The sequence below is a fragment of the Actinokineospora terrae genome, assembly GCF_900111175.1.
GTDB classification, from domain to species: Bacteria; Actinomycetota; Actinomycetes; order Mycobacteriales; family Pseudonocardiaceae; genus Actinokineospora; species Actinokineospora terrae.
This window is the reverse complement of record NZ_FOGI01000003.1, coordinates 212,492-236,819: the sequence shown is the minus strand read 5'-3', so window position 1 is coordinate 236,819 and position 24,328 is coordinate 212,492. Positions and strand designations below refer to the sequence as shown.

Sequence of the window (24,328 nt, the reverse complement as noted above, 5' to 3'; positions counted from 1 at the left end):
TTGCCTGCCTTCAGTGTGCGGAAAGGGTTAGTCATAGGCTTTCGCGAATAGATCAACTACGTACGGGCCGAACTCGCAGGGCTCGTAGCGCGGCGGGTTGTCGGCGTCGACGCACTGCGGCAGCGGTTCGACCACGGCGTCGAAGCGCGGCTCGAAGAAGAACGGGATGGAGTAGCGGTCGCTGGTGCCCGGGATCTGCACCCGGTGCCAGGTCGCCTGGTAGCGGTCGTTGGTCCAGCGCTGCATCATCAGCCCGATGTTGACCAGGAAGGTGCCGGGGATGTGCGGCGCGGCGATCCACTCGCCCTCGGCGTTGCGCACTTCCAGCCCGCCGACGCCGTCCTGCTGGAGCACGGCGAGGAACCCGTAGTCCACGTGCGCGCCGAACCCCAGTTCGGTCTGGTCGATGCTGACCCCGTCCGGGGCGTGCGGGTGCGCCTCCCGGCTGAACGGCGGGTAGTGCACCATCCGCAGGTCGCTGAGCTCGGCGCCCTCGTACTGGGCGAAGAAGTGCTCGTCGAGCCCGAGGCTCAGCGCCATCCCGGCGGCGATCCGCGCGCTCAAACCCCACAGTTGGTCCCAGGACCGCATCATGACCGTGCGGAACTCGGGCAGCGCGGTGGGCCACTGCTCGGGGTCGTCGAGCGGGTGCCCGTCGCGCGGGGCGCGGACGGTGGCGGCGCTCGCGGCGTCGCGGCCCCACTTCGGTTGCAGGTCAAGGCATTCGTGCCAGTCGGTCTTGCCCGCGGTGACCTCGCCGCCGAGCGGGACGAAGCCGCGGAACTGGTCGGTGTTGCCGCCGAGCCGGATCGCCATCTTGTCCGCGAGCGGCAGTTCGAAGAACGCCTTGGCGGCGGCGAACATCGTGGCGCTGTCGGCCGGGGCGATGCCGTGGTTGGTGACGTAGAAGAACCCCACGTCCCGGCAAGCAGCGCCGATCTCGGCGACCACCCGCTCCCGCGCGGCCGGGTCCGGGTCGCCTGCGACCAGCGCACCGATGTCGATCACCGGGACCTCGGTGAACGCGGTGTGGTTGTCCACGGTCGGGCTGCTGGTCATCGCGGGTCTCCTGGGGTGGGCAGCCGGTCGATCGGGCGGTCCGGTTCTGCCAGCGCGGTCAACAACGTCAGGTAGTGCTCGCACCACCGGCGCGCGGTGGCGGCGTCGAACGAGTCGGCCCGGTAGTCGCAGTCGAACCGGATCCCGGTACCGGTCTCGATCCCGTCGACCCGGAAGTCGACGAGCGCGAACCCGGCGGGCACCGGCTCGAACTCGCCGGTCAGGCCGTCGAACCCGGGTACCGGGATGGACCGGTCCAGGTTGAACACCGTGCGCAGCGGCGCCGGGTAGTCGCCGCCGGGGTGCAGCCGGGCGAAGGGGACGTCCTGGTTCTCGAACGCCGCCACCACCGTAGCCCGGATCTGGCGCAGGTAGTCGCGCACGGTGAGGCCGGGCGTGATCGTGCTGCGGATGGGCAGGAAGTGGGCGCAGTAGCCGACAACGGTGCCGCTGCCGGGGAACCCGCGACCCGCGTGCGGCACGCCGATGACGATGTCGTCCTGCCCGGTCACCTGGTGGGTGAGCAGCCCGTACCCGGCCAGCAGCGCCATGAACAGTGTCGCCTGGGCGCTCTTCCCCGCGGCCTTGACGGCTGTGGAGTCCGCAAGGGAGAAGGTGATCCGCGCGCCTCGCCGCGACGTCGAGGGCGTGCCCGAGGGGAACACGGTGTCCGGGAAGCCATCGGCGAACTGCTCCGCCCAGTAGCGTTCCTGAGTGGACAGATCACGCGACCGGTCGACGAAGTCCCGGTACTGGAGTGGGTCCGGCAGCTCGACCTGCTTTTCTTGCCGTGCGGCCGAGTACGCGGCGGCCAACTCCTCCAGGACCACCGCCACGGACCAGCCGTCCGAGATCACGTGGTGGATCAGCAGCGCCAGGTGGTGGGTGTTCTCGTCGACCCGCAGCACCGCGACCCGCCACAACGGCCCGGCGGCCAGGTCGAACGGCTCCGCCAATGCCCGGTCCCACCAGTCCGGCCCGGCTTCCTCGACCGGCACGTCGACTGACGGCAGCACCACGGCCCCGTCCCGGAACACCGTCCGTAGCGCCTCATGCCGGGAACCGACCACCCGCACCGCGTCCCGGAGGGCGGCCAGGTCCAGTTCGCCGGTCAGCAGGACGTCTTCCGCGACGGTCCACTGTGGTGCTTCGGCAGGCAGGGCCAGTACCGCTCGTTGCTCGTCACCGATCGGCGCCGCCACCGGGGTCACCGCGGGGAGGAACCCGCCGAGCCGCATGGCCGCGACCGCGTCCTCGGCCGCCGTGACGATCACCGCGATGTCCTCGTCGGTGTGCGCGGTGGACAGGAAGCAGGTGCGGCCCTCCCACAGGTAGACGCCGCGGGTGAGCAGGTGGAAGTGGAAGACCTCGATCTCCAGCGGCTGGTAGGCGTAGCTGGCGTTGCCCTTCCACGCGAAGCGGAACACCGAGGCGAACCGCAGCACCCGGATCGGCACCGACTCGGCCTGGAAGAACCCGTTGAGCGTGTCGGCGAGCCCCGCCGCCCGCTCGGTCAGCCGCCGTTGCAGGTCGGGACCCTGCTCGCGCAGGTGCAGCAGCATGGCCTTGGTCGAGGCCATCGCGTACGGGTGCATCTCGAAGGTGCTGCCGATGTAGGTCTTCTGGCTGTCCGGGTCCGGTCCCGGCCCGTCGACCCAGTCGCCGCCGTCGACCTGGTCGAGGAACTCGGCCTTGCCCGCAACGATGCTCACCGGCAGACCACCGCCGACAACCTTGCCGTACGTGGCGAGGTCGGCGCGCACCCCGAAGTGCGCCTGGGCGCCGCCGGGGTGCACCCGGAAACCGGTGATGACCTCGTCGAAGATCAGCGGGATGCCGAGCAGGGTCGTCAGCGCCCGCAGGTCACGCAGGAACGCCTCGGGCTGCAACGTCGGGTTGCGACTCTGCACCGGTTCGACGAGCACCCCCGCCAACTCGTGCGCGTGCGACTCGATGGTCTGCAATGCGGACGCGGAGCCGTAGGTGAGCACCAGTGCGTCCGCGGCCGCACCGGGTGCGATGCCGGGCGCCATCGGGACCGACCGCTCCGGGTCGCCCAGGACGTCCGGCAGCGCGAGGACCCGGTCGTCCTGGCCGTGGTAGGAGCCGGAGAACATGGCGAACCGGGTCTTGCCGGTCTTGGCCTGCGCGATCCGCAACGCCCCACGGACGGCGTCGCTGCCGGTGACGGCGAAGAACATCCGCTCCATCCCGGTCAGTTCCCGCACCAGTTCCGCCACGTCGTCGGCCAGGTCCGTGATCGGCCCCAGCTGCAAACCCCGGCCCAGCCGTTCGGCGACGGCGGCGGTGACGAACTCCGGGTCGTGCCCGCAGAGCAACACGCCCACACCCATGGCGATGTCGACGTACTCGTTGCCATCGATGTCGTGGAAGCGCGCACCGGTGCCGCGGTCGGCGATGATCGGGTACGACACCGACCTGGTCTCCGGCCGCACCGACCGCATCCGGGTGTCGGCCCGGATCGCCCGGTGGTCGGCGGCGCGGGCCAGCGACCCGGCCGTGCGCTTCTTGTGGGTGGCCAGCAGGTCGTCGAGGTGCTCGCGCTGCTGGTCGGTCAGCTCCCGGACCGGGGCGGGCGCGGGCCTCGGTGCCTGTGCGCGGGCGGGCGGGGGTGCGGTCTTGGTGGCGGCGAGGATGTCCAGCTGCCGCGACATGATCTCCAGCTGCGTGGCGAACAGCCTGCCCACCGCGTCCTGGTCGCCCAGTGCGCCCTGGTTGAGTGGTGCGCCCTGGTTGAGTGGAGTGCCCTGGTCAGATGAAGTGCCCTGGTCAGACCGGGTGGGCGGCAGGACAGGGGCCGCCGGTGTCGCGATCGGGGTCTGGCCGGGCAGTGGATGCCCGGCGGGCACCACCGCGTCCAGGTGGGTGGCGACGGCCTCGACCGTGTCCAGCTCGTCGAACAGGTGCCCGACGGTCAACGTGACCCCGTAGTGGTCGATGATGTCCTGGATCAGCTTGGCGATCAGCAGCGAGTCGGCGCCGAGGTCGACGAACGTGGTGCGCGGCGGCAGCTCGGCCAGCTCCAGGCCCGCGCCGAGCCGGTCCCGCAGGTCGTCGAGGATCACCCGCCGCCGGTCGGCCTTGTCGCCCAGCACTGTGCGGCCCAGCGCCGTGCCGCCCAGCAGTGGGTCGGTCGGCGCTGTGGTACCGGGCGCTGTGGTGGTCGGCGCTGCTGTGTTTGCCGGCGCTGCTGTGTTTGCTGGCGCTGCGCTGGTCACCGCTGGTCCCTCCTGGCGTGCTCGCTCGTCGAACCAGTGCCGTTCGCGCTGGAACGGGTAGGTGGGGATCGGGACCCGGCGGCGCGGGTACGGCTCGTCGAACGCGGCCCAGTCGATCTCGGCCCCGGCGGCGTCCAGGTCGGCGACGCTCTGCAGGACCTGCTTCCAGTCGTCGCGCCCCTCCCACAGCGACGACAGCCACCGCACCGGCGGTCCCTGCCAGCCCTGCCTGCCCAGCAGCTGCAACACCGGCTGCGGGCCGATCTCCAGCACGACCTGGCAGCCCTCGCCCGCCAGCGTCGCCATGCCCTCGGCGAACAGGACGGGCTCGCGGGTGTGCCTGCGCCAGTGCTCGGCGTCGATCGACTCGACGACGCCACCGGTGACGTTCGAGATCATCCGCACGGTGGGCGCGCGGTAGGTGGCCTTCTCCGCGGCGGCAACGAGTTCCGGCAGCACCGGCTCGACCAGCGGTGAGTGCGGCGCGTGCGGGATCTTGAGCGAGCGACCGTCCAAACCGGACGCCTTGGCCGCGACCAGCGCCTCGGCAACGGCGTCGGCGTCACCCGCGATCAGTGTCTCACGTGGACCGTTGACCCCCGCGATCCCGACCTTGGCGAACGGGGTCAGTACCGGCTCGACTTCGTCGCGGGAGGCCAACACGGCTGCCGTCGCACCGCCGGAGGTCGCGTCCTCGATGAGCCGGGCGCGCCGGGTGAGCAGCGCGAGGGCGTCGTCCAGGTCGAGGAACCCGGCGGCGTGGGCGGCGGCGAACTCGCCGGTGCTGTGGCCCATGACCACGTGCGGCCGCACACCCCAGGACTCCCACAGCCGGGTCAGCGCGTACTCCAGGGCGAAGATCGCGGGCTGGGCGTAGGCGGTGCGGTCGATGAGACCGGTGGTGTCCGAGTACAGGATGTCGAGCAGCGGCACGTGGTGGCCGCGCAGGATCTCGGCGCAGCGGGTCAGGGCGTCGCGGAAGACGGGGTGCGTGTCGAACAGGACCTTGCCCATGCCCGCGTACTGCGAACCCTGGCCGGTGAACAGGAACGCTACGCGCGGCGGCTCGTCCACCTGACCGCTCGCGGACGGCCTGCCGTCCAGGAACCGGGTCAGCGCCTTGACGGCCTCGTCGCCGGTCGACGCGGTGATGGCCAGCCGGTGCGGGAAGCGGGTGCGACCGATCGCCGCGGTGTGGAAGTGGTCGCCGACGTCCGTCACGCCTTCGAGGGCGGCGGAGTGTCGGGCCGCGAGGTCTCGCAGGGCTTCGGGGGAACGGGCCGACAGCGGCAGGATGTGCCGTGGCCGGTCAGGTGCGTCCGGTGTGGACTGTTCGGGAGCAGCCGTGAGGACGACGTGGGCGTTGGTGCCGCTGAAGCCGAACGAGCTGACCCCCACCGCCGTCGTGCCCTCCGGCCAGGGCGTGACCTCGGTCGGCACCGCCACGGCGTCCCACGGGATGTGCGGGTTGGGCCGGTGGAAGTTGCGGTTGGGCGGGATCTCCCGGTGACCCAGTGCGAGTACCGCCTTGATCAGGCCCGCCGCTCCGGCCGCTGCCTCCAGGTGGCCGATGTTGGTCTTCGCCGCGCCGAGCAGCACCGGCGTCGACCGGCCCGCGAACACCGCGCTCAGTGCGCCGACCTCGACCGGGTCGCCGAGTTGCGTGCCGGTTCCGTGCGTCTCGACGTAGCCGACCGCCGCGGGCTCGATCTTGGCGTCCGCCAGCGCCGCGCGGATGACCTCTTGCTGCGCGGGACCGTTGGGCGCGGTCAGGCCGTTGGTGCGACCGTCCTGGTTCACCGCGCTGCCCCGGATGACCGCCCGGATCGGGTCCCCTGCGGCGATGGCGTCGTCGAGCCGCTTGAGCACCACCACCCCGGCGCCCTCACCCCGACCGTAGCCATCGGCCGCCGCGTCGAACGTCTTGCACCGGCCATCAGCCGCGAGGGCGTTGCCATCGGCGAACGCCACGAACGCGTCCGGCGAGACCATCAGGCTCACACCGCCCGCCAGTGCCAGGTCCGACTCGCCACGCCGCAGACTCGCTATCGCCAGGTGCACCGCGACCAGCGCTGACGAACACGCCGTGTCCAGCGCCAGGTTCGGGCCACGAAGCCCGAGCAGGTACGACAGTCGTCCACTCGCGACACTCAGCGCGTTGCCGGTGAGGTCGTGCATCCGGGCGGGGCCGCCCGCCCTGGCCCGCATGACCGGCAGGTATTCCGCCTCGGAGATCCCGACGAACACCCCGGTCCTGCTCCCGGCCAGCGACCTCGGGTCACGCCCGGAGTCCTCGACCGCCTCCCACGCGACCTCCAGCAACAACCGCTGCTGCGGGTCGATGTGCCTGGCCTCGCGCGGCGAGATCCCGAAGAACCCCGGCTCGAACCCCGCGATGTCCGCCAGGAACCCGCCCCGCTCGGTCCCGCCGTCCCACCGCCCGTCCGGAACGGTGGAGATCGCCTCGCCGCCGGAGCGCAGCAGCTCCCAGTAGGCGGCCGGGTCCGGCGCGCCGGGGAACCGGCAGCCCAGGCCGATGACGGCGACGGGCGAGTCGGCTGACTCGAGTTCGCGAACCCGGCCCTGGAGGGTGCGGATCGCGGACAGGGCGCGGTGCAGGCGCTGGTCGTCGGCGGTGGTCACAGGGCTCCCTCCGGGAAGTCGCCGAGGAGCGCGTCCAGTTCGGCGCGCGGGTCCGCGGTGCCGAGGTCGAGGAGATCGACCAGGTGGTCGCGGAGTTGGGCGACGGTGGGGTAGTCGAAGGCGACGGTCGCGGCCAAGGGCACGTCCAGGGCGCGGTGCAGGCGGTTGCGGAGCTCGACCACCATCAGCGAGTCCATGCCCAGCTCGGTGAACGCCGCGCCCGGGTCGACCCGGTAGTCCGGTGGGAGGCCGAGCAGGCGCACCAGTTCTTGGTTCAGGTGATCCAGCACCGCCTGAGGACTCTCGGGGCGCGTGGAGACGACTGGCACCTGTTCCCCAGTGGACCTTGCTGTTGGGTAGACGACCAGTTGTGCTGTTGGGGAGCCCAGGAGGCTGACAGCGGCGTCGGCGCCCTCGGTCGGCGGGATCAGCGGGGTGTCGGCCAGGCGTTCGGTGTGGGCGGCCATGCCGATCTCCGCCCAGGGGCCCCAGTCCAGGGCCAGGCCGGGCTTGCCCTCGGCGCGGCGGCGCGCGGCGAGACCGTCCAGGAAAGCGTTTGCGGCAGCGTAGTTGCCCTGGCCGCCGTCGTCGAGGAGCGCGGCGACCGACGAGTACCCGACGAAGAAGTCCACGTCACCGGCCAGCTCGTGCAGGTGCCAACCGGCGTCGACCTTCGGCGCGAGCACGGCGTGGAACCGGTCGGCGCTCTGGTGGGCGAGGATGCCGTCGTCGAGCACACCGGCGGCGTGGACGACCCCCCGCAGCGGGCCGAACTCGGCGACGATCTTCTCCACAGTGGACCGATCGCTGACGTCGCCCGTCCGCACATCCACCCGAACGCCCAGGGCCGCGATCGCCGTCTCCTGCTCTGGGCCGGGTGCCCTGCGACTGGTCAGGACGAGGTGCCCGGCACCGCGCTCCGCCAACTCCTGGGCCGTCCGCAGTCCGAGCGCGCCCAGGCCGCCGGTGATCAGGTATGTGCCGTCCTGCCGCAGTTGGACCGGTCGGTCGAAGGTCAGCACAACCTTGCCGACGTGCCGGGCGCGCTGCATGAACGTGTACGCCCCCACCGCGTCGGTCCGGGGGAAGGTCGTCACCGGCAGCGGCCGCAGTGTCCCGGCGGCGAACCCGGCCGCGACCTCCGCGAACAACCCGGGCACCAGCGCCGGGTCCAGCTCGCCGTCATCGCCGAGGTCGAACGGGAAGTACCCGACGTCCGCGCGGACCTGCGACCTGATGTCCAGCTTCCCCATCTCGACGAACCGGCCGCCCTCGGCGAGCACCGACAGGCCCGCGTCGATGAACTCCCCGGTCAGGCTGTTGAGCACGACGTCGACCGGCGCCAGCCCCTCGGCGAACGAGGTCGACCGCGAGTCCAGCACCCGCTCGACCCCCAGCGCCCGCACCGCGTCCCGTTTGGACTCACTGGCGGTCGCGATCACCTCGGCACCGAGCGCCAACGCGATCTGCACCGCCGCCTGCCCGACCCCGCCGGACGCGGCGTGGATCAGCACCCGCTCCCCGGCCCGCAGCTCGGCCAGCCTGGTCAGCGCGTACTGGGCGGTGAGGAAGGCCAACGGGATCGTCGCGCCCTGCGTCAACGAAAGCCCGGCAGGCAGGGCAGCCGCGTACCCGGCGTCGACGGTCACGTAGTCGGCGAACCCACCCTCGGCCATCGCGATCACCCGGTCGCCGGGCGCGAAGGCGTCCACCTGTGCGCCAACGGCGACCACCGTGCCCGCGCACTCGAACCCGAGCCGGACCTGCCTCGCGTCGGCGGGGTAGTGCTCGCCCATCATGCCGAGCGACACCAGCACGTCCCGGAAGTTGAGCCCGGCCGCGGCGACCTCGATCTCGATCTCACCCGGCTCCGGCTCGCGGCGGGCCACCGGCTCGGACCGCAGGTTCTCCGGCGACCCGTAGGAGTCGAGCACCAGCCGGGCCGGCTGGCCGGAGAGGTCCACAGTGGCCTTGCGCAGGACCGGGATGTGGTTGACGCCGTTGCGGACCGCGTTGTGCGGGTGGTCCGTGCCGAACGGGATGGCGTCGAGGGAGTCGACGTCGATCGTGATGGCCTGGAGTTCGGGGTGTTCCGCGGTGATGGTGTGGGTCAGCCCCCACAGCGCGGTGTGCGCCGGGTCCGGGAGGTCACCGGGCGCGACGGCGTGCGCGGTGCGGGTGATGACGTAAAGGCGCGGTGGCACCAGTTCCTTGGTGAGGTGCTGCACCAGGGCCAGGAGTTCGGTGGTCACGTGGTGCGCGTGTGCCGCGGCGTCATCCGGGGTCGGATCGGGGAGGTAGACGACCGAGTCGAAGCCGTCGACCGGGTGCCGCAGGTCGCGGGTCGGTGTGCCAGGGATGAGCGGCTCGCCGATCACGAGCACGCGGCCTGCCGTGGTCGAGCCGCTGACTGCCGGTTCCCAGTGGACTTCCTGGAGCCAGTCGGTCCAGGCGCGGGTCAGCGCGGGGGCCGGGCGGTCCTCGAACCCCTCGACCTGGACGACCGGCGACCCGTCCGCGTCGAGCAGGTCGATGTCCCAGCGCTCACCCGAGCGCCGGGCGTGCACCCAACGCCCCCGGGCGTCGGCGTCAGCCCCGATCCACAGCCTGCGTACCGCGAACGGCACCCGCGCGCCATCGCCGGACACCGCTTCGGTGGCCTGGAACAGCGCGTCCAGCAGTCCCGGGTGGACAGGGGCGACCTTCCGCGTGCCGGACGGCCTCGTCACGGCGGCCAAGACCTCGCCGTCGCCGGTGTGCACCTCGGTCAGCCGGCGGAACCGCGGCCCGAGTTCGATACCGCCATCAGCCAACCGTTGGTACAGCTCGTCAGCCGAGGCCTCTGCCGTCACCCGCGCTCGGATCGCCTCCAGAGACTCGCCTTGCGACGCCTTCCCCTGTCCGATCGACCCGACAGCGTGCACCGGCGCGGCGGCCTCCGCGTCGTCCGGCACGCTGATCAGCTGGAAGTCGTTGCCGGTCAGCTCAATCTGGACAGTCTGGCCGTCCGCCAGGGCCAGCGGCTCCGGGAACACGACATCGGTGAGGACCACATCACCGGGCGTGAGGGCGTCGGCCGCGCTCGCCACCATCGCCACGTGCGCCGCGGCGGGCGACACGACCCGGCCACCCACCCGGTGCTCGGCGAAGAAGTCCGTCGCGGTCAACTCCGACTGGAACACCGTCGACCGGTGCGCGGGCAACCGCAGCCGCACGTCCAGCAGCGGTCGAACCCGCCCCTTGGTCTGCGGCTTGGCCTCCAGCCAGTGCCGATCCCGCTGGAACGGGTAGCCCGGGATGGCGACCTTGCGGTGCCCGCCGTCCACAGCGGACCAGTCGACCGGCACACCCCGCAGGTGCAACTCGGCGGCGGTGGTCAGCGGCTCCGCCCAGTCGCGCTCGGGCCGCAGGCTCGGCAGCCACGTCGCGTCCGGTGCGCTGAGCTGCGCCGACGCCAACAGCACCGGCTTCGGGCCGACCTCGACGAACACCCGCGCCCCCGCCGCGTGCGCCGCCCGGACACCCTCGGCGAACCGCACCGGCTCCAGCGCGTGCCGCACCCAGTACTCCGGGTCCGCCAGGTCCTCGACCACCTCGCCGGTCAGGTCCGAGACCACGGTGATCTCCGGCGCGGCGAAGCTGATCTTCCGCGCGGCCGCCCGCAGCCCGTCCGCCACCGGGGCCATCAGCGGCGAGTGGAACGCGTGCGACACCGGCAGGTACTTGCCCGATACGCCCAGTTCGTCGAGCGCCGCGGTCACTTGGTCGCGGTCACCGGACAGCACGACCTCGCCAGGCGCGTTCACCGCCGCCACCGACACCAGCGGGAACCGGGCTACCACCGGCGCCGCCACGTCGTCCGCGACCCGGACAGCCGCCATCACGCCGGGCTGCTGGTCCTGCATCAGCCGGGCGCGCTCGACCACCAGCGCCAAGCCGTCCGCGACGCTGAACACGCCCGCGACGCACGCCGCGACTATGCCGCCCACGCTGTGCCCGAGCACGACATCCGGCCGCACGCCCCACGACTGCCACATCCTGGCCAGGGCGTACTCGACGGCGAACAGCGCGGGCTGGGTGTTGTCGGTGCGGTCCAGGTCGCCGCCCTCGTAGAGCAACGGGACCAGGTGGTCCACCACCTCGGCGCACTCCAGGATCGCCGCCCGGAACGCCGGTTCCCGCTCGAACAGCTCCCGCCCCATGCCCGCGTACTGCGATCCCTGACCGGAGAACAAGAACGCGACCTTCGGCGGGGCCTGGTGCGTTGCCACATGCCCGGTCGACGCGCCCGCTCGCAACCGTTCGGCCAGCTCAGTGGTAGTGCTGCCAACGATAGCGAGCCGGTGCTCGTGGTGGTCGCGGCCGGTGTTGGCGGTGAAGCAGACATCGGCGACCGGCGGCTCGGTGTCCAGGAACTCGGCCATCCGGGTCGCCGCGTCGGCGAGTGCCTGCTCGGTGCGGCCGGACAGCGTCAGCACCCTCAACCGGTCCGGACTGTCCACTATGGGCTGGTCGGGTGCCTCGGCGAGGACGATGTGGGAGTTGGTGCCGCTCATCCCGAACGAGCTGACCCCGGCCACCCGGTGCTCGCTCCACGGCCGGGGCGCGGTCGGCACCTCGAACGGCAGCCGCGCCCAGTCGACGTGCGGGGTCGGGGTCGTGAAGTGCACGTTCGGCGGGATCACCCCGTGCCGCAGGGCCAACACCGTCTTGATCACGCCCGCGATCCCGGCCGCGCCCTCGGTGTGGCCGATGTTGCTCTTCACCGCGCCCAGCACCACCGGGTGCGCGCTCTTGCCGAACACGGTGCCCAGCGCGCTGACCTCGATCGGGTCGCCCAGCGCGGTGCCGGTGCCGTGCGCCTCGATGTACCCGACCGCACCGGCCTCGACCTCGGCGTTGCGCAACGCGTCCCGGATCAGCGACACCTGCGCGCCCTCGTTCGGCACGGTGAACCCGCTCGCCGGGCCGTCGTGGTTGACCGCGGACCCGCGGATCACCGCCAGCACGGTGTCGTTGTCGCGCTCGGCGTCCGACAGTCGCTTGAGGACGATCATTCCGCAGCCCTCGCTGCGGCCGAACCCGTCAGCGGACGCGTCGAAGGTCTTGCACCGGCCGTCCGGCGCGAGCGCACGGGTCTTGGCCAGCGACAACGATGTCGTCGGCGCCAACCGCAGGTGCACACCGCCGGCCACCGCGTGGTCGCACTCGCCGAGCCGCAACGCGCTCACGGCCTGGTGGATCGCCACCAGCGAGCTGGAACACCCGGTGTCGACGGCGATGTTCGGGCCCTGGAAGCCGAAGACGTGCGAGATCCGACCGGACGCGAAGCAGAATCCCGTACCGGTGGCATCGTAGTGCTCCAACTCGCCCGAGTCCTCGACGAGCCTGGCGTAGTCGTTCTCCGCGATGCCCACGAACACGCCGGTCCTGGTCCGGCGCAACGACCGGGGCGCGATCCCGGCGTCCTCCAGGGCCTCCCAGGTGACCTCCAGCAGCAACCGGTGCTGCGGGTCCAGCCGGGCGGCTTCCTTCGGGGAGATGCCGAAGAACAACGGGTCGAACCGGTCGACGTCGGCGACGAAACCGCCGCTGCGCGTGTTGATCGTGCCGGGGGTGTCCGGGTCGGGGTCGTAGAACGCCGCGACGTCCCACCGGTCCGGCGGCACCTCGGTGATCGCGTCCACCCCGTCGCGCAGCAGCTCCCAGAACCGCGCCGCCGACGCCGCACCGGGGAACCGGCACGCCAGGCCGACCACCGCGATCGGCTCGCGGGCGCGGGCGAGCCTGCCCTCGAGCCGGTCGATCACGCGCACCGACTGGCGCAGCGCGGTGACCAGCTCGTCGGTCGACCCGGGTCCGGACATCCGTGGTTCCTCTCAGTCCTCGTCGAGGTGGGCGTTGGCGCTGCGCGTGATGCGGGCGAGGAGATCGGCGGCGGACGTGTCGTCCGCTTCCTCGTCCGTCTCCTGTGGACCGATCCCGAGCTCGTCGGCCAGGTACGGGACGAGGTCGGCGAGCGTCGCATACTTGAAGACGGCAGTGGGTGGGATGGCGATGGCCAGGGCAGCGGTCAGCCGGGCGTGGAACTCCACGGCCATCAGCGAGTCCATGCCCATGCTGAAGAAGCCCTGCTGCCTGCTGAGTTCCGACCGTTCGGCGAGGACGTCCCGCAGGATCAGTTCCACCTGCTCGCCGAGGAACGCCACCTTGTCCTTGGCCGCGTCGATCTCGGTCCGCAGCGAGGGGCCGGTCTGCGGCTCGTCCGGCTCGATGCCGAAGAGGCCGGGGGCGACGCCGGTCGTCGTGCTGAGCTTGGCCCAGTCCGCGTTCAGCACCGCGACGTTCGCCCCGCCCGCGAGAGCGATCGCCAGGCGGGCGCCCCGGTCGGGGGAGAGCATCCGCAGTCCCGACTTCTCGTGGGACTCGGTGGCGGCCATGCCGATGCCCGACCACGGACCCCACTGGATGGCGGCGCCGGGCAACCCGGTGGCTCGGCGGTGCGCCATCAGGCCGTCCAGGAAGGCGTTCGCGGCCGCGTAGGCCCCGGAGGCGAAGGTCGGGATGAACACCGACACCGAGGAGAACGCGACGAAGAAGTCCAGGCCGGTCGCCTGCTGGTGCAGGTGCCAGGCACCGTCGACCTTGGGGGCCAGCACGGCGTCGAACCGCTGCGCGCTCTGCTGGGCCAGGATCGCGTCGTCGAGCACCCCGGCGGCGTGCGCGATCCCGCGCAGCGGACCGTGTTCTCGTAGCAGGGTCTCCACGGCGGCCGGGTCGCTGATGTCGGCTTGGTGGACCTGGACGGTGGCGAACCGCTCGATCTCGGCGATCTTCGCGCGCTGGTCGGCGGACGGCTCACGGCGGCTGGTGAGGACGATCGTGCCCGCGCCGCCCTTGGCCAACTCGTTGGCTGTGCTTAGGCCCAGTGCGCCGAGGCCACCGGTGACCAGGTACGTGCCGTCCCGCCTCAGCTCGACCTTGCCCGGTATCGCCGCCACGCCGAGTTTTGGCCGGTGGTGGACTCCTCGACGGATGACCGTGAAAGGTGCGTCGGTGGGTAGGTCGATGTCGTCGGTGTCGACAGCGGTGAGGCGCACCTCGGGATGCTCGGCGGCGATGGTGTGGATCAGGCCCCAGAGCGCGGTGTGCGCGGGATCGGGTGTCTCGCCGGGCGTCAGCGCGTGGGCGTTGCGGGTGATGACCCGCAACCGCGGGGGCTTCGGCCGGGCGGTGATGTCCTTGACCAAGGCCAGGAGCTCGGCCGCCAGCCGGTGGGTGTGCGCGACCGGGTCGCCGTCGCTGGGCTCGGGCTCGAAGCGGACGGTGTCCACAGTATCCACAGGGACCTGTGGACTGATCGGCTCCCAGATCACCCGGTGCAGCCACTGGTCGTCCGCTGTGGACTCCGGGGCGAACCAGTGCCGCTCGCGCTGGAACGGGTAACTCGGCAGTGGAACCCGCTGGCGGTGCGGGAGGTACGGCTTCTCGTAACCCGCCCAGTCGATCGGGTACCCGCGCACGTACAGCTCGGCAAGACCCTTGGCGTGCTCGTCGAACTCGCTGTTGCGGCGCGCACTGGGCAGCCACGCGTAGTCGTCGCCCGGGAGCAGTGCCCTGCCGAGCGCCGAGAGCACCGGCTGCGGGCCGACCTCGACGAACACCCGCGCACCCAGCTCGTCCAACGCCCGCACGCCATCGGCGAACAACACCGGTTCCAGCGCTTGCCGCACCCAGTACGCCGGGTCGGTCATCTCGTCACCGACCAGTCGACCGGTCACAGTGGACACGATGGGGATGGTCGGCTTGACCAGCGGGATGTCGCGCAGCACCTCGGTGAACTCGTCGACGATCGGGTGCATGAGCGGCGAGTGGAACGCGTGCGAGACCGTGAGTTCACGACCCGTCACGCCCTGCGCGGCGAGCTCGTCGGCAGCCAGGTTCACCTGAGCGCCGTCGCCGGAGATGACGACTTCCTCCGGCCCGTTCACCGCCGCCACGCCCACCAGGGAGTGCTGAGCGACGACCTGCTCGACCAGCGCTCGATCGCCCCGCAGGGACACCATGACGCCGCCGTCGGGCAGCGCCTGCATCAGCCGACCGCGCGCCACGACCACCTTGAGCGCGTCCTCCAGGGAGAACACCCCCGCCAGGCAGGCGGCCGCCAACTCGCCGATGCTGTGGCCGAGCAACGCGACCGGCTGGACGCCACACGACAGCCACACCTTGGCCATGGCGTACTCGTAGACGAACAACACCACCTGCGCGTACTCCGTGCGCGCCAACACCTCTTCGCTCGATTCGGTACCCAGCAGGAAGTTCAGGGATGGTTCCAAACAGTCTCCCAACAACTGCTCGCACTCGGCGACAGCATGGCGGAAGGTCCGGTTGCTCCACATCGGTGAAGCGCCCATCCGCGGGTACTGCGAGCCCTGCCCGGTGAACAGGAACGCGACCTTCGGCGCGGGTTGCCCAGCGGGGATGTACCCGGTCTTGGCGGAGGTCGCCCGCTCGGCCAGCTCGTCCAGTGTGGACGCGACAACCGCCGCCCGGTGCTCGAAGTGGCTGCGCGCGGTGGCGGCGGTGTAGCTGACATCGTGGATGTTCGCCCCGCCCGCGCCATCCGCCGCGAACTCCGCCAGCCGCCGCTGGGCCTCGCGCAGCGCGGTCTCGGAGGCCGCGGACACCGGCACGACAGTCGCCAGCCGGTCGCCGGTCGTCCCGTGCCTCTCCGGTCGCGGGTCGACCGGGTCGGCCAGCACGATGTGGCAGTTGGAGCCGCTGAACCCGAACGAGCTGATCCCGGCGACGCGGCGACCCTCCGGCCACTGCTCGGTCGCGGTCGGCACCCGCAGCGGTAGCGACCAGTCCACGTACGGGCTGGGCTCGTCGAAGTGCAGGGTGCCCGGGATGGCGCCGTGCCGCACCGAGAGCACCGCCTTGATCACGCCCGCGATGCCCGCCGCCGACTCCAGGTGGCCCAGGTTCGACTTCACCGCGCCCAGCACCAGCGGCCGGTCCCGCTCACCGAACACCGCGCCGAGCGCCGCCGCCTCGATCGGGTCGCCCAGCGCGGTACCGGTGCCGTGGGTCTCGACGTAGCCGACCTCCGCGGGGGACAGGCCCGCGTCGCGCAGTGCCTCGCGGATCACGGCCTGCTGCGACGGCCCGTGCGGCACGGTCAACCCGCTGCGCCTGCCATCCTGGTTCGTGGCGCTGCCCAGCACTACGGCCAGGATGTCGTCTCCGCCGCGCTGCGCGTCGGAGAGCCTCTTGAGCACGACCATGCCGCAGCCCTCAGCGCGCACATAGCCGTTAGCGGCGGCTGAGAATGGCTTACACCTGCCGTCCGGGGCCATCATCCGGGCCTTGGACAGGCTGATGGTCTCGTGCGGGGTAAGGATCTGGTTGACCCCACCCGCCACCGCTACATCGCACGCACCCGTCCGCAGGTCGCGTGCCGCGAGGTGCAGCGCGACCGACGACGACGAGCACGCCGTGTCCACCGACAACGACGGCCCGGTAAGACCCAGGAAGTACGACAGGCGACCGCTGGCAGTGCTGGTGGTGCTACCGGAGCTGAAGTACCCGTCGATGCTGTCTTCGCCGTGGAGGACCATCGCCTCGCGGTAGTCGACATTGCTGATGCCGACATAGACGCCCGTTCGGGCGGGCAGCTCCCTTACCGGCATCCCGGCGTGCTCGAATGCCTGCCAGGTGACCTCTAGCAGCATCCGCTGCTGCGGGTCGAGGCCCGCTGCCTCCCGCGCGGAGATGCCGAACGCGGCGGTGTCGAACCCGGCCGGATCGGGCACGAACCCGCCGTACCGGGTGGTCATCCGACCGGGGCGGTCCGGATCGGGGTCGTGGTAGGCGTTGACGTCCCACCGGTCCGGCGGCACCTCGGTGATCGCGTCCCGGCCCTCGACCAGCAGCCGCCAGAACTCGTCGGGTCCGTCCGCGCCGGGGAACCGGCAGCCGATGCCCACCACGGCGACCGGCTCCGGGGCGAGCGCCTTTGCCAGGTCCAGCTCGGCCTCCAGGTGCTCGATCCTGGCCAGCGCCTTGCGCAGCAGCGCGTCGTAGTCGGGGCTGCTCACGAGCCCCCTCCGATCAGACCGAGCTTGGCCGCGAGCAGCCGCGCCACGTCCTCGGTGTCGTGCGCTGGTTCATCCAGCCCCAGTACCGTGACCAGGTGGTCTGTGAGTCCGGACAGCGTCGGGTAGTCGAAGACGACCGTCTGCCCCAACGGCTCACCCACCGCTGCCTGGAGCCGGTTGCGCAGTTCGATCGAACTCAACGAGTCCAGCCCTAGCGAGAAGAACCCCACGTCAGGGCCGAGTCCGTTATCGGTGCCGATGCTGCGCACGACCTGTTCGCGTACCTCGGCCGCGAGCAGGTCACGACGCTTGTCCTCCGGGGCCGCGTCCAGCTCTTGCCGGAACGAGCGGTCAGCGGGCTTAGTCGTCTTCAGCTGGAACCGGGCGAGCACCGGCGGCACGTTGATCTGGTGGCTGAGGAACTTCGGCCAGTCGATCGGTAGGACCGCTCGCACGCCGTTGGTACCGAGCAACGCACCTAGCGCAGACAAGCCGTCCTCGGTCGGGATGACACCTTCGCCGAGGGAGGTCAGCTTGTCGTTCAGGCCCAACCGCGCGCTCATGCCCGTGTCCGCCCAGGAGCCCCACTGCACCGCTAGCGCGGGCAGCCCCAGACCGCGCCGGTACTCGGCGAGACCGTCGAGGAAAGCGTTTGCGGTCGCGTAGTTCCCCTGGCCGGGCGACCCGAGCGCGGAGCTGATCGACGAGAACAGCACGAAGTGGTCGAGGCCCTCGGTCAGCCGGTGCAGGTGCCAGGCCGCGTCCGCCTTGGGCCCGAGCACGGTCCGGAACCGCTCCGGGGTCTGCTGGACCAGCACCCCGTCGTCGAGGACGCCCGCCAGGTGGAAGACGCCACGGAGGGTGTCGAGTTCGCCGAGGAACACCTCCAGCGCCACCGGATCGGTGACATCCACCTGGGCGATGCGGACCTCGACCCCGGCGTCCCGGAGTTCCCCGACGACCTTCTCCGCGTCCGGGCTGGGAGCCGAGCGGCCGACCAGCGCGAGCCGCCGGGCGCCCAGGCGGTGCAGCAGCCGCGCGGTCTCCAGACCGAGACCGCCGAGGCCACCGGTGATCAGGTACGTCGCCCCGGGGCTGATCGCGGGCGCCGTGGCGGGGGCGGTCGCGCGGGACAGGCGGGCCACGTAGCGGGTGCTGCCCTGGTACGCGACCTGGCTCTCCTCGCTCGACAGCTCGTGGGCGAGCACGTCGGTGGGGCCGTCCGGGTCGAGGTCGACCAGGGTGAGGTCCAGGTCGGGGTGTTCCAGGGCGATCACCCGACCGAGTCCCCACAGCGCGGCCTGGGCGGGATTGGTGACCTTGCGGGTCCCGGCCTGCTGCGCGCCCCGGGTCACCAGGACGAGCTTGGAGCCGACATCGCCCACCTCGCGGACCAGTCGCAGCAGCGGGGTGACGAGGTCCGCCGGGTCCGTGCTGGTCGACTCGGCGGGCAGGCACACGACGACGGTCCGACCCGGGGTCAGCTCACCCGTGTCACCCAGGTCGGCGAACTCGCCACCGGTGATCACCAGCGGTCGCTCGCCCGACGGGGGACAGGCGGGCGCGGCGACCCACTCCGTCGCGTACAGCCAGTCGCGCCACACCTCGGCACCCAGCATCGCCCGCCGGGTGGCCAGCTTGAGCAGGACCCCGCGCATGGTCAGCACCAGCGTGCCGTCCGCGTCGAACAGGTCGACGTCGCCGTGCAGGGTCTCCGGGGTCTCGCTGTCGCTCGGGCGCAACCGCGCGTGGCACCAGGCCCGCGTGCCGACCTTGCTGTGCAGGGTCAACCGCTCGACGCCCACGGGCACGTAGGTGCGCCTGCCGTACTTCTCCGGGTAGGTGACCGTCAGCGCGAGGAAGCAGGCCTCCAGCAGCACCGGGTGCACGCGGTGCTCGGTCTCGTCGCGCAGGGCGGCGGGCAGCGCGATCTCGGACAGGCAGCGGGTGCCGTCCCGCCACAGCCGCTCGGTCGCCCAGAACAACGGGCCGAGGTCGATCTCCCGTTCCCGTTCGCCCTGGTAGATCTCCTCCACCGGGATCTCGGCGGTGAACCGGGACCGCACCTGGGACAACGGTTCGACGTCGAGCGGCGCCGCGGGCGTCGCGGTGATGCCCGACGCGTGCAGGGTCCACTGTGGATCGCCGGGCGCCCTGGAGTGGACGCGCAGGCGGTGCTCGCCGCCCTCCGGTATCAAGGCGATCTGGACCTGGCGAGCGGTGTTCTCGTCGGCGAAGGGCATCGCGCGGTGCACGAAGAAGTCGCGCACGACCGCGCCCTCGCCGCCGAACGCCTCGTGGTGGGCGGCCAGGCCGGTCTCCAGGAACGCCACGCCGGGCATGACGATCGACTGGAACACCCGGTGGTCGCCCAGCCAGGACAGCGTCCGCGGTCCGGTGGTCGCCTGGAACCGGATGTCGTCGCTGTCGGCGATGTCCAGCCGTTGCCCGATGAGCGGCCTGCCCTCGACCGGGGGTGCCTGCGCGGCGGGCGGGTCGATCCAGTGCCGCTCCCGCTGCCACGGGTACGTCGGCAGGGCGACCTTCCGGTGCTCGCCGTGGAACAGGCCCGCCAGGTCGATGTCGATGCCCGCGGTGAACAGGTCACGCGCGCCGCGCAGCAACTGCTCGCGTTCCCGTTCTGGTCGCAGCGTCGGCACGAGCAACGCGTCAGCGTCCACGTGGGACAACAGAGTCGGCTTGGCGGATACTTCGATGAAGACGTCCACACCGGACTCGACGAGAGTGCGAACGCCGTCGCCGAACCGGACGGTGTTCAGCACGTGGTCGACCCAGTACTCCGGTGTCGCGATGTCCCCGCTCGACGTGGCGACGACCGGGATCGTCGGCTGGTGGTAGGTGACACCAGCGGCGATCTCGGCGAACCGCTCCACCATCGGCTGCATCAACGGCGAGTGGAAAGCGTGCGACACCACCAGTTCCTTGGTCCGCACACCCCGCTGGTCCAGCTCCGCACGGATCGCCTCGACCTCGGTCCCCGCCCCGGAGATCACCGTCGCGGTCGGCCCGTTCACCGCCGCGATCGACACCCCGGCGTGCTGGGCCACCAACTCCGCCACCGTCGCCTCATCGGCGGCCACCGACACCATCCGACCCGGCGCGTCGAGCTCCTGCATGAGCCTGCCCCGGTGGGCGACCAGGATCACCGCGTGCATCAGGGAGAACACGCCCGCCAGGTGCGCGGCGACGAACTCGCCCACGCTGTGCCCGATGAGCACGTCCGGCCGCACGCCCAAGGACAGCCACAGCTTGGCCAACGCGTACTCGACGGCGAACAGCGCGGGCTGGGCGTGGGCGGTCTCGTTGACCCGGTCGTCGGCGAGCACCTCGTGCAGGTCGAACATCCCGGACAGCAGCACGGCGCACTCGTCGAACGCCTCCCGGAACACCGGCTGCTCCTCGTAGAGCGCGCGGCCCATCCCCGGGTACTGCGAACCCTGCCCGCTGAACAGGAACGCGACCTTCGACCGCCTCCTCTCCTCCACAAAGGACTCAAGCGCTTGCCGGGCGTCATCCCGGGAATCCACCACGGCGGCGAACCGGTGCCCGAACACGTGCCGCCCGGTCGCGGCCGTCGCGCACACGTCGGACAACGCCAGGTCGTGCTCGGCCAGGTGATCGCCATACCGGGAAACCAGTTCCCGCAACGCTTCCGGCGTCCGGGCGCTCACCGCGAGCAGGTGCGGACCAGGCGTGCCGGGCACCTCTGGGCGCTCCGGCGCCTGCTCCAGCACGACGTGGCAGTTGGTCCCACCCATGCCGAACGAACTGACCCCGGCCCGCCGCACCCCCGACCACTCCGGCCACGGCGTCGCCTCGGCGGACACGAAGAACGGGCCCGCGCCGAAGTCGATCTCCGGATTGGGCTCGGTGAAGTGCACCGTGGGCGGCACCGTGCCGCGCTCGACCGCCAGCGCCGCCTTGACCAGCCCGGCGATCCCCGCCGCCTCGTCCAGGTGCCCGATGTTGGACTTCACCGACCCGAGCACGCAACTGTTCTCGGGCAACGGGCCGTCGACCTGGAACGCCGTGTTCAACGCCGCCACCTCGATGGGGTCGCCGATCGCGGTCCCGGTGCCGTGCGCCTCGACGTAGCCGACGCTCCCGGCCGGAACGCCCGCGTCGGCCAACGCGTCCGCCACGACCTCCGCCTGGCGCTGCACGCTCGGCGCGGTGAACCCCACCTTGGCCGAGCCGTCGTTGTTCACCGCCGATCCCTTGACGACCGCGATCACCCTGTCACCATCGGCCAACGCGGCCGCGAGCGGTTTGAGCAGCACGACACCACAGCCGTTGCCGAACAGCGTCCCGTCCGCCCGCGCGTCGAAAGCCCGGCAGTGCCCGTCGCGCGAGCGGACCATGCCTTCCTCGTAGAGGTACCCACCGTGCTGCGGGACGATCACCGACACGCCCCCGGCCAGCGCCATGTCGCTCTCACCGGACCGCAGGCTCTGGCACGCCAGGTGCACCGCCACCAGCGACGTCGAGCACGCCGTCTGCACCGCCACGCTCGGCCCGCGCAGGTCGAGCTTGTAGGACACCCTGGTGGGCAGGTAGTTGCGGTCGTTGCCCAGCTTCGCCTGGAACTGCGCCAGGTCCGCCTCGACGAACGGGCCGCCCGCGCCGGGGGTGATGTTGTTCACCAGGTACGTGCTCAGGCTCGACCCGGCGAACACGCCGACCGCGCCGTGATCGGGACCCGGCCGGTGGCCCGCGTCCTCGAAGGCCTCCCACGCGCACTCCAGGAAGATCCGGTGCTGCGGGTCGGTCGCGGCCGCTTCCCTGGCGTTGATGTCGAAGAACGCCGCGTCGAACCGGTCGACACCGGGCAGCACCGCCGCGGCCCGCACGTGGTCGGGGTGGTCGCGCAGCGCGGGGTCGACCTCGCCGAGGTCGTCGAACCCGGTGATCGACTCGACGCCCGCCACCAGGTCCCGCCAGAACGCCTCGACATCGCCCGCGCCGGGGAACCGGCCCGCCATGCCGATGATCGCGATGTCGCCCTGGGTGTGCCGGGCCCGCCTGCGCGGTGTGGGTGCCGGGTTGTCCCGGTCCAGGTGGGCGGCCAGTGCCCTGATCGTGGGATTGCCGAACAGGTCGACCAGGGGGAAGGGCGCGCCGGTGCGGTCGGTGATCGCCTGCCGCAGCGCGACCAGGTGCAGCGACGTGCCGCCGATGTCGAAGAAGTTGTCGGTCGTGCTGACCTCGTCGAGCCCCAGCACCTCGCGCCACGCGGCGCTGAGCACCCGCTCGGTGGGGGTGCGGGCGGCGACGACCGGGTCGTCGGAGAGCCGCTCGAACTCCTCCGGCGGGATCAGCGCGCGGCGGTCGGTCTTGCCGCTCGCCGTCCTCGGCATCGCCGCCAACTGCTCGTATGCCTCGGGGACCATGTATCGGGGCAGCCGCGCGGAGACCACGCGGTGCAGGCGGCGCGGGAGGGTCTCGTCGTACTCGCCCGTGATCACTACGTGCGCGACCAGCCTGCGCACGCCCGCGACCTCTTGGGCGAGCACCACCGCTTCCCGGACCCGCGGGTCCGACTCCAGGACCGCCTCGACCTCGCCGGGCTCGACCCGCGCGCCGTGGATCTTGACCTGGTCATCGGCCCGCCCCAGGTGGTCCACCGTTCCGTCAGGCAGGATCCGCGCCAGATCACCCGTGCGGTAGAGCCGACCCGGCCCGAACGGGTTGTCCAGGAAACGCTGCGTCGTCTCCTCCGGCCGGTTGAGGTACCCGGACGCCACCCCGACGCCGCCGACGTACAGCTCGCCCTCCGGCACCGGCCGCAGGTCCCCGTCGAGCACGTGCACCTCGACACCGGTGATGGGCCTTCCGATCGGGACCGTCGCGGGCCAGGTCGCCGGGTCGCCGTCGAGGGTGTGCGTGGTCGCGTCCTGGAACTCCGTGGCGCCGTAGTGGTTGTGCAGCTTGCCGCCGGTGGTGCGGCCGAAGAACTCGCGCAGCGCCGGGGTCACGCGCAGCCGCTCGCCGGTCGTGACCACGTCCCGGATGGCCAGTGCGCCCGGACGGCCCGCGGCGGCGTCGGCCAGCTGGGTGAGGGTGGTGACCGGCGCGAACAGCCGCTCGATCCCTTGCCGCTCAAGGAACTCCGCGAGCGCGAACGGGTCCCTGCGGGTCTGTTCGTCGGCGACGACCAGCGTACCGCCGAAGCACAACGTGGCGAACACCTCGTGGAAGGAGAAGTCGAAGCTCACCGCGCACACCTGCGCGGTGCGGGACTGGTTCGCGCCCGGCCGCGTGCGTTCGTGCCACCACAGCAGGTTGACCAGCGACCGGTGCGTCATCGGGACACCCTTGGGCCGCCCGGTGGAGCCCGAGGTGAAGACCGCGTACGCCGGGGAGTCCGGGTCCACCTGGACCGGCGCCCGCTCGTGCTGCCCGGGGTTGTCCTGTTCCTGCCACGTGTCGTCCAGCACCAGGGTGGTGGCCGGGAACGGGACGGGTCGTGCGCCATCGGTCACCAGCACCGCGATGTCGGCGTCCTCGGCGATCGCCCGCAACCGCTCGACCGGGTCCTCGACGTCCATCGGCACGTAGCAGGCGCCTGCCTTGAGCACGCCCAGCATCGCCGCGAACAGCTCGGGGCCGCGCCGCAGGTGCAGCGCCACCAGGGAACCCGGACCGACACCCGTCCGCAGTAACCAGGAGGACACCTGTTGCGCCATCCGGTCGAGTTCGGGGTAACTCACTTGGCGGTTGCCCTGCACCACCGCGACCGGTCCAGCCGGACGCTCGGTGAGCACCCGCTCCACGAGTCCGTGCACCGTGATCACCGGCACAGCGGCGCGGTCATCCATCTACGAGCCCCCAACGAGCGAGTGCCGACGCGGGCCGGACCACCGGCGCGATCTCCGCTCCGGCACGGTCTTGTGCTCCGACGACTGGTTCGACAACTGGTCCGATAACGACGACTGGTTACTGGTCCGACGGCTACTTGCGGGTCCGACTGACTGGTCCGACTGCGAGGCGAGTCCGAGGGCGCGGCGGCGCTCGGGCGGCGAAGCGCCACCTCGCATTCGACTATACCCAGCGGCGCCGGGAGTTCTACTCCCTCGCGAGTGGAGCGGAAGCGACCCCCTGCCGCATCAGTGCCTGTTGGGGTAGTGTCGGTCGAGGGCCGCCGATCGGGCCCGTTGGTTCAGCGCGCGGCGGATCGTCCACAGTGGATCCCATCGCAATTCCGGTAATACCCGCGGCGGGTATCCGGGCGGGATCGCTGTGCTGACTTCCCGTGCGTGGTAACCG

At 71.6% G+C, this 24,328-nt stretch carries 5 protein-coding genes; all 5 read right to left on the bottom strand.

Annotated features, from left to right (window positions below; translation table 11 throughout):
• Positions 1–27: 27 nt before the first annotated feature.
• The 5 genes from BMY07_RS07050 to BMY07_RS07030 are packed head-to-tail and all read right to left on the bottom strand — an operon-like array spanning position 28 to position 23,880.
• Complete coding sequence (locus BMY07_RS07050) at positions 28–1,059, bottom strand: isopenicillin N synthase family dioxygenase (protein ID WP_092775659.1); 1,032 nt, start codon at positions 1,057–1,059, stop codon at positions 28–30.
• The gene (locus BMY07_RS07045; RefSeq protein WP_092775658.1) at positions 1,056–6,941 is read right to left on the bottom strand and encodes a type I polyketide synthase; all 5,886 of its coding nucleotides are present in this window, start codon (positions 6,939–6,941) and stop codon (positions 1,056–1,058) included. The genes BMY07_RS07050 and BMY07_RS07045 overlap by 4 nt, the downstream gene beginning before the upstream one ends.
• Entirely contained in the window at positions 6,938–12,808 is a 5,871-nt protein-coding gene (locus tag BMY07_RS07040; protein ID WP_092775657.1) for a type I polyketide synthase, read from the bottom strand. The genes BMY07_RS07045 and BMY07_RS07040 overlap by 4 nt, the downstream gene beginning before the upstream one ends.
• A gap of 12 nt (positions 12,809–12,820) precedes the next feature.
• The gene (locus BMY07_RS07035; protein WP_092775656.1) at positions 12,821–17,041 is read right to left on the bottom strand and encodes a type I polyketide synthase; all 4,221 of its coding nucleotides are present in this window, start codon (positions 17,039–17,041) and stop codon (positions 12,821–12,823) included.
• A complete protein-coding gene (locus BMY07_RS07030; RefSeq protein ID WP_092775655.1) occupies positions 17,038–23,880 on the bottom strand; it encodes a type I polyketide synthase in 6,843 nt (2,280 codons plus the stop codon). The genes BMY07_RS07035 and BMY07_RS07030 overlap by 4 nt, the downstream gene beginning before the upstream one ends.
• Between the last annotated feature and the right edge of the window lie 448 nt (positions 23,881–24,328).

Excerpts from the sequence above, each read along its gene's own strand:
- BMY07_RS07050 (WP_092775659.1), bottom strand. The coding sequence starts at position 1,059 with ATGACCAGCAGCCCGACCGTGGACAACCACACCGCGTTCACCGAGGTC.
- BMY07_RS07040 (WP_092775657.1), bottom strand. The coding sequence starts at position 12,808 with ATGTCCGGACCCGGGTCGACCGACGAGCTGGTCACCGCGCTGCGCCAG.
- BMY07_RS07030 (WP_092775655.1), bottom strand. The coding sequence starts at position 23,880 with ATGGATGACCGCGCCGCTGTGCCGGTGATCACGGTGCACGGACTCGTG.